Annotated in this window: 10 protein-coding genes; 5 read left to right on the top strand and 5 right to left on the bottom strand. The window is 72.2% G+C overall.

Annotation, left to right across the window (positions count from 1 at the left end; all coding sequences use genetic code 11):
* Positions 1-89: 89 nt before the first annotated feature.
* The 5 genes from ACGF3J_RS18510 to ACGF3J_RS18530 form a co-directional block, all read right to left on the bottom strand.
* Positions 90-1,271: an ROK family protein gene (locus ACGF3J_RS18510; protein WP_393854304.1), complete on the bottom strand. Its 1,182-nt coding sequence runs from the start codon at positions 1,269-1,271 to the stop codon at positions 90-92.
* A gap of 240 nt (positions 1,272-1,511) precedes the next feature.
* Positions 1,512-2,189 carry a GntR family transcriptional regulator gene (locus tag ACGF3J_RS18515; protein ID WP_161330815.1) on the bottom strand — a complete coding sequence of 226 codons (678 nt, stop codon included), beginning with the start codon at positions 2,187-2,189 and terminating at the stop codon, positions 1,512-1,514.
* 134 nt (positions 2,190-2,323) lie between these two features.
* Positions 2,324-3,274, bottom strand: coding sequence for a beta-ketoacyl-ACP synthase III (locus tag ACGF3J_RS18520; protein WP_122619002.1), 951 nt, complete (start codon positions 3,272-3,274; stop codon positions 2,324-2,326).
* A 176-nt stretch (positions 3,275-3,450) separates the two neighbouring features.
* Complete coding sequence (locus ACGF3J_RS18525; RefSeq protein ID WP_202558626.1) at positions 3,451-3,594, bottom strand: hypothetical protein; 144 nt, start codon at positions 3,592-3,594, stop codon at positions 3,451-3,453.
* Positions 3,563-4,903 (bottom strand): OFA family MFS transporter, encoded by a 1,341-nt coding sequence (locus ACGF3J_RS18530; RefSeq protein ID WP_393854305.1) that lies wholly within the window; start codon positions 4,901-4,903, stop codon positions 3,563-3,565. The genes ACGF3J_RS18525 and ACGF3J_RS18530 overlap by 32 nt, the downstream gene beginning before the upstream one ends.
* 169 nt (positions 4,904-5,072) lie before the next feature.
* On the opposite strand from ACGF3J_RS18530, the gene ACGF3J_RS18535 reads away from it, so the two are divergent.
* From ACGF3J_RS18535 to fdhD, 5 genes are read left to right on the top strand one after another with little or no spacing between them, the layout of a single operon-like run.
* Positions 5,073-6,044, top strand: coding sequence for a 2-dehydropantoate 2-reductase (locus ACGF3J_RS18535; protein WP_393854306.1), 972 nt, complete (start codon positions 5,073-5,075; stop codon positions 6,042-6,044).
* On the top strand, positions 6,041-7,984 hold the full coding sequence (locus ACGF3J_RS18540; RefSeq protein ID WP_161330812.1) for a molybdopterin oxidoreductase family protein: 1,944 nt from the start codon (positions 6,041-6,043) through the stop codon (positions 7,982-7,984). Before ACGF3J_RS18535 ends, ACGF3J_RS18540 begins: the two co-directional genes overlap by 4 nt.
* Positions 7,965-9,896 (top strand): NAD(P)H-dependent oxidoreductase subunit E, encoded by a 1,932-nt coding sequence (locus ACGF3J_RS18545; RefSeq protein WP_393854307.1) that lies wholly within the window; start codon positions 7,965-7,967, stop codon positions 9,894-9,896. Before ACGF3J_RS18540 ends, ACGF3J_RS18545 begins: the two co-directional genes overlap by 20 nt.
* Positions 9,893-10,753, top strand: a complete 861-nt coding sequence (locus ACGF3J_RS18550) for a 2Fe-2S iron-sulfur cluster-binding protein (RefSeq protein ID WP_161330810.1) — start codon at positions 9,893-9,895, stop codon at positions 10,751-10,753. Before ACGF3J_RS18545 ends, ACGF3J_RS18550 begins: the two co-directional genes overlap by 4 nt.
* A gap of 17 nt (positions 10,754-10,770) precedes the next feature.
* On the top strand, positions 10,771-11,619 hold the full coding sequence (gene fdhD, locus ACGF3J_RS18555) for a formate dehydrogenase accessory sulfurtransferase FdhD (RefSeq protein WP_161330809.1): 849 nt from the start codon (positions 10,771-10,773) through the stop codon (positions 11,617-11,619).
* The last annotated feature ends 134 nt before the right edge of the window (positions 11,620-11,753 follow it).

Consider the following 11,753-nt stretch of genomic DNA (forward strand, 5'->3'; position numbering starts at 1 on the left):
CGGGCATGCGGGCCGGTGTCAGGGCAGAGCGGGGCAGAGCAGGGCAGAGCGCTGTACTGGTGGAGCGTGGCTGAGGTAGCGAACGGTGCCTACGCGGGTGAGAACAGGTGGTCGCTGATCAGGCGGGCCGCGCCGATGACTCCGGCGGTGGGGCCCAACTCCCCCAGGACGATGGGGAGGTTGCCGGTCGCCAGCGGCAGCGACTGGCGGTAGACCTGGGTGCGGATCGCGGCGAGCAGGTTGTGGCCGAGGCCGGTCACCCCGCCGCCGATCACCACCAGGCCCGGGTTGAAGAAGCTGACCAGGCCCGCGATGACCTGGCCCGTGCTGCGGCCGCCCTCGCGGATCAGGTCGAGTGCGGTGGCGTCGCCCGCGGCGGCCGCGGCGGCGACGTCGGCGGCGCTGAGGACGCCGTTCGCCTCCAGCCGGTTCGCGAGTTCGGCCGAGGCGCCCTGTTCGGCGGCCTCCATGGCGTCGCGGGCCAGCGCCGCGCCGCTGAAGTGGGCCTCCAGGCACCCCCGGTTGCCGCAGGCGCACTGGCGTCCGTCGGGCACGGCCTGGATGTGCCCGATGTCGCCCGCGCTGCCCGTGGTCCCCCGGTACACGTCACCGCCGACGACGATGCCGCAGCCGATGCCGGTACCGATCTTGACGACGAGGAAGTCGTGCACGGTGCGGGCGACGCCCGCGTGCTGCTCTCCCAGCGCCATCAGGTTGACGTCGTTGTCGACCATGACCGGGCAGCCGAGGTCCTGGCTGAGCGCCTCCCGCACGGGGAAGCCGTCCCAGCCCGGCATGATCGGCGGAGCCACCGGCACGCCCTCGGGGAAGCGGACTGGCCCCGGGACGCCGATGCCGGCGCCGTCGAAGCCCTCCGCGAGTCCCGAGGCCCGCAGCTTTGCGGCCATGGACAGCACCTGCTCGAAGACCGCGACGGGTCCCTCGCGTACGTCCATGGGCTGGTTGATGTGGCCGAGGATCTCCAGCTCGGCGTTGGTGACGGCGACGTCGACCGAGGTCGCGCCGATGTCGACGCCGAGGAAGCGCAGTTCCGGGTTGAGCCGGACGTTGTGGCTGCGGCGCCCGCCGCGCGAGGCGGCGAGTCCGTCGGCCACGACCAGCCCCGTCTCCAGCAGCCGGTCCACCTCCACGGCCAGCTTGGACCGGGAGAGGTCGACCTGGTCGCCCAGCTGGGCGCGGGAGTTGGGCCCGCCGTCGCGCAACAGCTGGAGCAGTCGCGCCTGGTGGGTGTTGGCGGGTCGTGCGGTCATGCGTCTCACGAGCCCCTCCCCGCCTCAATCGGCCTTGAGTGTGCCGGTTTCCGGCCACGTTCCGTGGCCTGCTTTCGGAGGGAACGTAGCAGTGGGCGCCGGGTGTGGGAAGAAGTCACGCACGAATTACTGCGAACTTTCTCCACTGAGTGGACAAAGGCGGGGGTGGCGTCGGCCGTGCAGGGGCACGACGAAGCCGCCCGGCAGGTCCGCCGGGCGGCTTCCGTACAGGCTCCGACCTCAGGATTCTTCGCGCGCGTGGTACGAACGCCGGGTGTGCTCGGTGTGCTCGCGCATCAGCCGGGTCGCCGTCTGCTCGTCCCGATCGGCGATGGCGGCGATCAGCCCGCGGTGCTCGATCCAGGACTGCCGGCCGCGCTGCCGGGCGATCGGCGTGTAGTACCAGCGGACCCGGCGGTCGACCTGTGCGGCCAGTTCACCGAGGACGGCGTTGCTCGCCAGGTCCATGATCTTCGCGTGGAATCGGGCGTTGAGGACGACGGCGGCGTCCACGTCGTCGGCGGCGACGGCCCGCTCCCCCTCGTCGCACAACTCCTCCAGCGCGGTCACGCCCGCCCGGCCGGCGTTGGCGGCGGCGAGCCGGGCCGCCTCGGCCTCCAGGAGCGTACGCACCGTCAGGAGCTGGTCCGCCTCCGCCTCGGTCGGCTCGTGCACGAACGCGCCCTGCGCCGGGCGCAGATCGACCCAGCCCTCGGTGTTGAGCCGCTGCAGGGCCTCCCGCACGGGCTGCCGCGACACCCCGAGGTGGCCGGCGAGTTCGCTCTCGACGAGGTGCTGGCCCGGCTGGAGGGCGCGGGTGGTGATGAGTTCGAGCAGCGCCTCGTAGACCCGGTCGCGCAGCGGGCCGGGGCGTTCGAGCCTGGGCACCGCGCCCTGCGGCAGTCCTGCGGACAACATCGGTCCCCCTCGAAAGCCGGCAATACAACCCCGTACGGGGAAGTATCGATTGTCTTTCGTCTACAGTCTACGGCGCGCAGTGGGCGGGGAACCGAGGTGTAGGCCACGTCACATCAAGGGTCCGGCGGGGCCGTTCAGGGGCAGCGGACGACCTGGCCGGCGTAGGAGAGGTTGCCGCCGAAGCCGAAGAGCAGGACCGGGTCGCCGGTGGTGATCTCGCCGCGCTCGACCAGCTTGGAGAGGGCGAGGGGGATGCTCGCCGCGGAGGTGTTGCCGGACTCGACGACGTCCCGGGCGACCACGGCGCGGGCCGCGCCGATCTTCGCGGCGAGCGGTTCGATGATGCGCAGGTTGGCCTGGTGCAGGACGATCGCCGCGAGGTCGGCGGGTTCGAGGCCGGAGCGCTCGCAGGCCTGGCGGGCGATGGCGGGCAGCCGCGTGGTCGCCCAGCGGTAGACGCTCTGGCCCTCCTGGGCGAACCTCGGGGGCGTTCCCTCGATGCGGACCGCGTTGCCCATCTCGGGCACCGAGCCCCACAGCACGGGGCCGATCCCGGGCTCCTCGCCCGGTGCACAGGCCTCCACGACCGCGGCCCCCGCACCGTCGCCGACCAGCACGCAGGTGGTGCGGTCGGTCCAGTCGGTCACCTCGGACATCTTGTCCGCGCCGATGACCAGCGCCCGGCTCGACGAACCGGCCCGGACCGCGTGGTCGGCCGTGGCCAGGGCGTGCGTGAAGCCCGCGCACACGACGTTGAGGTCCAGCGCGGCGGGGCCCGGCATGCCGAGGCGGGCCGCCACGCGGGCGGCGGTGTTCGGGGAGCGGTCGATCGCGGTGGAGGTGGCGACCACGACCATGTCCACGTCGGCGGGGGTCAGACCGGCCGAGGCGAGCGCCTTGGCGGCGGCGTGGCCGGCCAGCTCGTCGACCGGCTCGTCCGGCCCGGCGATCCGTCGGGTCCGGATTCCCGCCCGGCTCCTGATCCACTCGTCACTGGTGTCGACCATGCCCGCCAGGTCCTCGTTGGTCAGGACCCGGGCGGGCTGGTAGTGGCCGACGGCGGTGATCCGGGAGCCTTGGTGCATGGGTGGAGTCCTCGCTGCCTCGGGTACGGGATCCACCAGTGTGATCAGTGACCGACGGGTACGACGGCAGGTGATACGACAGGAAACGGGCGCCCGGCTTGTCGGCTTCGGTCAGCATCCCGGCGCCGACGGGGCACCCGTTCCCGTCCTCCCCCGTCCGTCCACGTCGGCTTCGGCTACCCGGTGAAGAGCTGGGTCGCCTTGCGGACGAGTTCGTACAGCCCGTAGACGAGCGGTGCGCCCACCCAGAGCCAGGTGAAGGCGATCAGCGGCCGCCGGTCGGGCACGTCAGGCGGACTCTGGCTGCTCTCGGGGGACATCGGCGGCCTCCTTCGGTGCCTCGGTGGCGGGCAGGTGGTGGCGGGCGTGGACCGGGCGGACGAGTTCGTTGGCGACGAAGCCGACCACCAGCAGCCCGATCATGATGACGAAGGAGGTGCCGTACAGCGCCGAGCCGTGCCGTCCGGCCTCCTCCTGCCGGTCGGCGATCCAGTTCACGATCAGCGGACCGAGCACACCGGCGGTGGACCAGGCGGTGAGCAGCCGGCCGTGGATGGCTCCGACCTGGTAGGTGCCGAAGAGGTCCTTCAGATAGGCGGGGATGGTCGCGAAACCGCCGCCGTAGAAGGACAGCACGACGAGGGCGCACAGGACGAACAGCGGCTTGGAGGCGTCGCCGAACAGGGCGATCAGCGCGTACATCACCGCGCCGACGCCGAGGTAGACGCGGTAGATGTTCTTGCGTCCGATCAGGTCGGAGGTCGAGGACCAGCCGATCCGGCCCGCCATGTTGGCCGCCGACAGCAGGGCGACGAAGCCCGCGGCGGCGGTCACCGACACCGGTGTGGAGGTGTCGGCGAAGAAGTCCGTGATCATCGGAGCGGCCTTCTCCAGGATGCCGATGCCGGCCGTCACGTTCATGCAGAGCACGACCCACAGCAGCCAGAACTGCGGGGTGCGCAGGGCGGCGCGCGCCGAGACCTGCACGCCCTCCAGGGCGACCGGGGTGCCGTCCGCCCGCTCCTTGGTGCGCGGCACCCGCACCAGCAGCACGCCGAGCAGCATGAAGACGGCGTACGCCAGTCCGTGCACGAGGAAGGCGAGGGCGATCCCCGAGCTGTCGGTGCCGAAGGACTCCAGCATCTGCGCCGACCAGGGCGAGGCGATGAGGGCGCCGCCGCCGAAGCCCATGATGGCGATGCCGGTGGCCATGCCCGGCCGGTCCGGGAACCACTTGATCAGGGTCGAGACGGGTGAGATGTAGCCGATGCCGAGGCCGATGCCGCCGACGAAGCCGTAGCCGAGAACGATCAGCCAGTACTGCTCCACGGCGGCGCCGAGCGCGGAGATCAGGAAGCCGGAGGAGAAGCAGACCAGGGCGACGGTCATCGCCCAGCGCGGGCCGTGCCGCTCCACGAGCGTGCCGCCGAACGCGGCCGACAGGCCGAGCATGACGATGCCCAGCTGGAAGGGGAGCGCGCTCTGGGTGCCGCTGAGGCCGAGCGCTGATTCCAGAGGCGGTTTGAACACGGACCAGGCATAGGCCTGACCGATGGAGAGATGGATCGAGAGTGCTGCCGGGGGAACGAGCCAGCGGCTCCAGCCCGGGGGTGCGACGGGGGGACTCATGGGTCCCCAACCGTATGGACTGGGAAAGCGCTTGAGAAGACTGTTGAGCGCACAACCACTAGTGCTGCACAAAGCCTTGCTGCGCCAACCTCCATACTGTAGACAATATTTCGTCGACATCTCGTTCGGCAGTTCCGCGGTATCCCTCGACCGAACGGAGCTTCCCGTCATGAAAGTCGCAGTCCTCGGCGCCGGGGCGATCGGCGCCTACGTCGGTGCCGCGCTCCACCGTGCGGGCGCCGACGTGCATCTCATCGCCCGTGGACCGCATCTGGCGGCCATGAGGCAGTACGGGGTACAGGTGCGCAGCCCGCGCGGCGACTTCACCGCGCACCCCCGCGCCACCGACGACCCGAGCGAAGTCGGCCCGGCCGACTACGTGTTCCTGGGACTGAAGGCCAACTCGTACGCGGCGTGCGGGCCGCTGATCGAGCCGCTGCTGCACGACACCACGGCGGTCGTGGCCGCCCAGAACGGCATTCCCTGGTGGTACTTCCACGGCCACGGCGGCCCCTACGACGGGCGCCGGCTGGAGAGCGTGGACCCGGCCGGCGCGGTCAGCGCGGTGCTCGCGCCCGAACGGGCCGTGGGCTGCGTGGTCTACGCGGCCACCGAACTCGAACAGCCGGGCGTCGTCCGGCACGTGGAAGGCACCCGGTTCTCCGTGGGCGAGCCCGCCCGCGGTGTCTCGGCACGGTGTCTGGCGTTCAGCGAGGCGATGCGCGCGGGCGGCCTGAAGTGCCCGGTCGAGCCCGACCTGCGCGGCGACATCTGGCTGAAGCTGCTGGGCAACATCTCCTTCAACCCGATCAGCGCCCTGGCCCGCGCCACCATGCGGCAGATGTGCCTGCACGGCGGCACCCGGCAGGTCATCGAGACCATGATGACCGAGACGCTGTCGGTGGCCGCCGCGCTCGGCTGCGAGGTCGGCGTCTCCATCGAACGCCGCCTCGCGGGCGCCGAGCGGGTCGGCGACCACCGCACCTCCACGCTCCAGGACCTGGAGCGCGGCAAGCCGCTCGAACTGGACGTGCTGCTCGCGGCCGTCGTCGAGCTGGCGGAGATCACCGGGGTCCCGGTGCCGACCCTGCGCACCGTGCACGCCCTGTCGGACCTGCTCGCGCTGAGGAGCGCCGCATGAGCCAACGCCAACGAAACCGCCGGGACCGGAACCCGAAGACCTACACCCGGCTCACCCACCCCCTCGTCCGGGACTCGCGCGACGCGCCCTTCCGCCCCGCCACCTGGGACGAGGCGCTGGACCGCACCGCCCGGGGCCTGGCCGCGGCGCGCGGCGCCTTCGGGCTGTTCTCCTGCGCCCGGGCCACCAACGAGATGAACTACGTGGCGCAGAAGTTCGCCCGGGTGGTGATGGGCACCCACAACGTCGACTCCTGCAACCGCACCTGCCACGCGCCCAGCGTCGCGGGCCTGTCGGCCGCCTTCGGATCGGGCGGCGGTACCTCGTCGTACGAGGAGGTCGAGCACACCGACCTGATCGTGATGTGGGGCTCCAACGCCCGCTTCGCGCACCCGATCTTCTTCCAGCACGTGCTGAAGGGCATCCGGGCCGGCGCCCGCATGTACGCCGTCGACCCGCGCCGGACCTCGACCGCCGAGTGGGCGGAGAGCTGGCTCGGGCCCAACGTGGGCACGGACATCCCGCTGGCGCACGCGGTCGGCCGCGAGATCATCCACGCCGGGCTGGCCAACGAGGCGTTCATCGAACGGGCCACCACCGGCTACGCCGAGTACCGGGCGCTGGTCGAGCCCTGGACGCTCTCCCTCGCCGAGAAGGTGACGGGCGTACCGGCGGCCGCCATCCGCGAACTGGCGCACGCCTACGCCCGCGCCGAGCGCGCCCAGCTGTGCTGGACCCTCGGCATCACCGAGCACCACAACGGCACCGACAACGTCCGCGCGCTGATCAACCTCTCCCTGCTCACCGGCCACGTCGGCCGCTACGGCTCGGGCCTCCAGCCGCTGCGCGGCCAGAACAACGTGCAGGGCGGCGGGGACATGGGCGCCATCCCCAACCGGCTGCCCGGCTTTCAGGACGTGCTGGACCCGGAGGTCCGGCTGAAGTTCGAGTCGGCCTGGGACACGGTCATCCAGCCGCACCACGGCCTCACCCTGACCGAGATGTTCGAGGCTATGGAGGAGGGCTCGCTGCGGGCCGTCTACTGCATCGGCGAGAACCCGGCCCAGTCGGAGGCCGACAGCGAACAGGCGATCCGCCGGCTGCGGGCCCTGGACTTCCTCGTCGTCCAGGACATCTTCCTGACGAAGACCGCCGAACTGGCCGACGTGGTCCTGCCGGCGACGGCCGGCTGGGCGGAGACCGACGGCACCACCACCAACAGCGAACGCCGCGTCCAGCGCGTCCGCAAGGCGGTGACCCCGCCCGGCACGGCCCGGGAGGACATCGACATCCTCTGCGACCTCGCGGCCCGCCTCGGCCACGACTGGAAGTACGCCGACGCCGAGGCGGTCTGGAACGAACTGCGTTCCCTGTCCCCGGACCACCACGGGATGACGTACGCCCGCCTGGAGGAGCACCAGGGCATCCAGTGGCCGTGCCCGAGCACCGAGGCACTGGAACCCACCTATCTGCACGGCAGGTTGTGGGAGCCGGACCCGGCCCTGCGTGGTCTGCCCGCGCCCTTCGGGATCGTGGCGCACGACCCGCCCGTGGACCTCACCGACGAGGAGTACCCGATCCGGCTCACCACCGGCCGGCGCCTCGACTCCTACAACACCGGTGTGCAGACCGGCGGTTACGCCTCCCCGCTGCGCCGTGGCGAGTCCGTCGAGCTGTGCCCCGAGGACGCCGAGCGCTACGGGGTGGTGGTCGGCGAGGAGGTGCGGGTGACCTCGCGGCGCGGCTCGCTGCTGGCGCCCGTCTGGGTCGACACGGCGCTGCGCCCCGGGCTGGCCTTCATGAGCTTCCACTTTCCCGACGAGGTGGACACCAACCAGCTGACCATCGAGGCCAACTGCCCCATCGCCGGGACGGCGGAGTTCAAGGCCTCGGCGATCCGGATCGAGAAGGTGAGCACCGGTGGACCTGCGCTTCGGTGACGGCAAGCCGACGGACGAGGAACGCGCGGCCGTGGACGCCCTGCTCGGCCCGCCCGAGTCGTCCTGGGAGGGCGCCGACCGCTCCGATGCCGACCTGAGGTGGGCCCGCGGCGGCCGCGAGGCCCGGGACCGCCGCGACCTGCTGCTGCCCGGACTGCACGCCCTCAACGACCGGATCGGCTGGATCAGCGAGGGCGCCCTGGACTACCTGTGCCGCCGCCTCACCGTGCCGCCGGCCGAGGCGTACGGCGTCGCCACGTTCTACGCCATGTTCTCGGTCCGTCCCCGCCCGGCGACGGTCCTCCACGTCTGCACCGACCTGGCGTGCGCGACGGCGGGCGCGAGCGAGCTGTGCGCGGCGGTGGAGGCACGCCTGGGCCCGGAGAACGGCGTCAAGGTCGAACGCTCCCCGTGCCTGGGCCTGTGCGAACGAGCACCCGCCGCCTTGGCGATACGCGCGGGCACTCCAGCCCGTCCGGCGTTTGAGGACGAGGCCGTCCAGGCCGACAGCGGGGGTCCGGGGGCGGCAGCCCCCGGGGTCGGGAACGGGAAGGGGCGGCGGGGGAGAGAAACCCGTTACGCCACCGCCGTCACCGCCCCCGCGACCCCCGAGGCCGCCATCACCGCGGCCACCACCCCCGAGGACGCCCCGCCCGAACCCGCCCCCGCCCTCGCGGTCCCGCAGACCGGCGACCCCACCCTCACCCTGCTCAAACGGATCGGCACCACCGACCCCGCCTCCCTCGACGCCTACCGCGCCGCCGGCGGCTACACCGCCCTGCGCCGCGCCTTCGCCCTCGGCCCCGCGGGCGTCATCCGCGAGGTCACCGACGCCGGTCTGGTCGGCCGCGGCGGCGCCGCCTTCCCCACCGGACGCAAGTGGCAGGCGACCGCCGCCCAGCCCGACCACCCGCACTACCTGGTCTGCAACGCCGACGAATCCGAGCCGGGCACCTTCAAGGACCGCGTCCTGATGGAGGGCGACCCGTACGCCCTGGTCGAGGCGATGACGATCGCGGCCTACGCGACGGGCGCGCACCGCGGCTACCTCTACCTCCGCGGCGAGTACCCGCGCGCCCTCGCCCGCCTCACCCACGCCCTCGCGCAGGCCCGCGCCCGCGGCCTGCTCGGCGACGACGTCCTCGGCCAGGGCTACGCCTTCGACATCGAGATCCGGCGGGGCGCGGGCGCGTACATCTGCGGTGAGGAGACCGCCCTGTTCAACTCCATCGAGGGCTACCGGGGCGAGCCGCGCTCCAAGCCCCCGTTCCCCGTGGAGAAGGGCCTGTTCGGCAAGCCGACGGTGGAGAACAACGTCGAGACGCTGGTCAACGTCCTGCCGATCCTGACCATGGGCGCCCAGGCGTACGCGGCGATCGGCACGCCGGCGTCCACCGGGCCGAAACTGTTCTGCGTGTCGGGCAGCGTGCGCAGGCCAGGCGTGTACGAACTCCCCTTCGGCGCGACGCTGGGCGAGCTGCTCACGCTCGCCGGTGTCCGGGACAACCTGCGGGCGGTGCTGCTGGGCGGGGCGGCCGGCGGGTTCGTCCGCCCCGACGAGCTCGACATCCCGCTCACCTTCGAGGGCACCCGCGAGGCCGGCACGACGCTCGGCTCCGGAGTCGTCATGGCCTTCGACGACACCGTTCCGCTGCCCCGGCTGCTGCTGCGCATCGCCGAGTTCTTCCGCGACGAGTCGTGCGGGCAGTGCGTGCCGTGCCGGGTCGGGACGGTGCGTCAGGAGGAGGCGCTGCACCGGATCGCGGACCGCACGGGTGCCGCCGCGGCCGGGGACGTCGCACTGCTGCGGGAGGTCGGGCGGGCGATGCGGGACTCCTCGATCTGCGGTCTGGGGCAGACCGCGTGGAACGCCGTGGAATCCGCCATCGACCGTCTGGGGGCGTACGAATGACCGCGATACCGCTCGGAGTGCCGCGCCGGCTGGTGGAGTTCACCCTCGACGGGCAGGAGGCCCGGGTCCCCGAGGGGTCGACGATCCTGGACGCCTGCCGGGCCGCCGGGAAGGACGTCCCGACCCTGTGCCAGGGCGACACGCTCACCCCGAAGAACGCCTGCCGGGTCTGTGTGGTGGAGGTCGAGGGCGCCCGGACGCTCGCCCCGGCCTGCTCGCGCCGCGCGGAGGAGGGCATGGTGGTGCGCACGGACACCGAGCGCGCCCGGCACAGCCGCAAGGTGGTGCTCGAACTGCTCGCGTCCTCGGTCGACCTGTCGACGACCCCGTCGGTCGCGCAGTGGATCAAGGAGTACGAGGCGAAGCCGGACCGCTTCGGCCCGGACGCGGCGCGGGTCGACGAGGAGCCGCGCGTCGACAACGACCTGTACGTGCGGGACTACGGCAAGTGCATCCTCTGCTACAAGTGCGTGGACGCCTGCGGCGACCAGTGGCAGAACAGCTTCGCCATCTCGGTCTCCGGCCGGGGTTTCGACGCCCGGATCGCGGTGGAGCACGACGGCCCGCTGACCGACTCGGCGTGCGTCTACTGCGGCAACTGCATCGAGGTGTGCCCCACGGGCGCCCTCTCCTTCAAGTCGGAGTTCGACATGCGGGCCGCCGGGACGTGGGACGAGGAGCGGCAGACCGCGACGACGACGGTGTGCGCGTACTGCGGAGTGGGCTGCAACCTCACGCTCCATGTGCAGGACAATGAGATCGTGAAGGTCACCTCGCCGCACGACAACCCGGTGACCCACGGCAACCTCTGCATCAAGGGCCGCTTCGGCTACCAGCACGTACAGAACCGGGACTGACCGGCAAGGGGCACGACATGGGACGAGTCACGGAACGACGCAAGGTGATCCGCGTACGGGACGGCGCGGTCTCCACCCGCCCGGACACGCTCGTCGCCGAGGAACCGCTGGAGATCCGGCTGAACGGCAAGCCGCTGGCGATCACGATGCGCACCCCCGGCGACGACTTCGCGCTGGCGGCCGGCTTCCTGGTCAGCGAGGGCGTGCTCGCCGAGCAGGACGATCTCCAGAACATCGTGTACTGCGCCGGCGCCACGGCCGACGGCTCGAACACGTACAACGTGGTCGACGTGCGGACCTCCCCCGGCGTGTCGGTCCCCGACATCACCCTGGAGCGGAACGTCTACACGACCTCGTCCTGCGGGCTGTGCGGCAAGGCGAGCCTGGACGCGGTGCGGACCACGGCCCGCTGGCCCATCGCCGACACTCCCCCGGTCCTGGTGACCCCGGAGCTGCTGGCGGACCTGCCGGACCGGCTGCGCGCGGCCCAGCGGGTCTTCGACCGGACCGGCGGACTGCACGCGGCGGCCCTGTTCACCGAGGACGGAGAGCTGGTCGACGTACGGGAGGACGTGGGGCGGCACAACGCGGTCGACAAGCTGGTCGGCCGTGCCCTGCAGAACGGGGACCTGCCGCTCTCCCGCTCCGTGCTGCTGGTGTCGGGCCGGGCCTCCTTCGAGCTGGCGCAGAAGGCCGTGATGGCGGGCATCCCGGTGCTGGCCGCGGTGTCGGCACCGTCCTCGCTCGCGGTGGACCTGGCCGCCGAGACGGGGCTGACGCTGGTCGGGTTCCTGCGCGGCAGCTCCATGAACGTGTACGCGGGCGAGGACCGCGTCGCCCTGAGGGCCGCGGCCGCCCAGGGCTGACCCCGCTCCCCGCGGCACGGCGGCGGGGTCCCGGCCGGCGGGGAGCGCCCCCTGCGCCGCGGGGCCCCGCCTCGACGTCGCCGGCCGCCTTCACCGGCGTCGACCCGGACGAGTCCAGGGGCAGGCGGTGGCCG

It is taken from the genome of Streptomyces sp. NPDC048171 (genome assembly GCF_043202655.1).
Classification (GTDB): Bacteria; Actinomycetota; Actinomycetes; order Streptomycetales; family Streptomycetaceae; genus Streptomyces.

Bases quoted from the DNA above. Each gene is read 5' to 3' on its own strand.
- ACGF3J_RS18525 (WP_202558626.1), bottom strand. From the start codon at position 3,594: ATGTCCCCCGAGAGCAGCCAGAGTCCGCCTGACGTGCCCGACCGGCGG.
- ACGF3J_RS18550 (WP_161330810.1), top strand. From the start codon at position 9,893: ATGACCGCGATACCGCTCGGAGTGCCGCGCCGGCTGGTGGAGTTCACC.
- fdhD (WP_161330809.1), top strand. From the start codon at position 10,771: ATGGGACGAGTCACGGAACGACGCAAGGTGATCCGCGTACGGGACGGC.
- ACGF3J_RS18510 (WP_393854304.1), bottom strand. From the start codon at position 1,271: ATGACCGCACGACCCGCCAACACCCACCAGGCGCGACTGCTCCAGCTG.
- ACGF3J_RS18520 (WP_122619002.1), bottom strand. From the start codon at position 3,274: ATGCACCAAGGCTCCCGGATCACCGCCGTCGGCCACTACCAGCCCGCC.
- ACGF3J_RS18535 (WP_393854306.1), top strand. From the start codon at position 5,073: ATGAAAGTCGCAGTCCTCGGCGCCGGGGCGATCGGCGCCTACGTCGGT.
- ACGF3J_RS18530 (WP_393854305.1), bottom strand. From the start codon at position 4,903: ATGAGTCCCCCCGTCGCACCCCCGGGCTGGAGCCGCTGGCTCGTTCCC.
- ACGF3J_RS18540 (WP_161330812.1), top strand. From the start codon at position 6,041: ATGAGCCAACGCCAACGAAACCGCCGGGACCGGAACCCGAAGACCTAC.
- ACGF3J_RS18515 (WP_161330815.1), bottom strand. From the start codon at position 2,189: ATGTTGTCCGCAGGACTGCCGCAGGGCGCGGTGCCCAGGCTCGAACGC.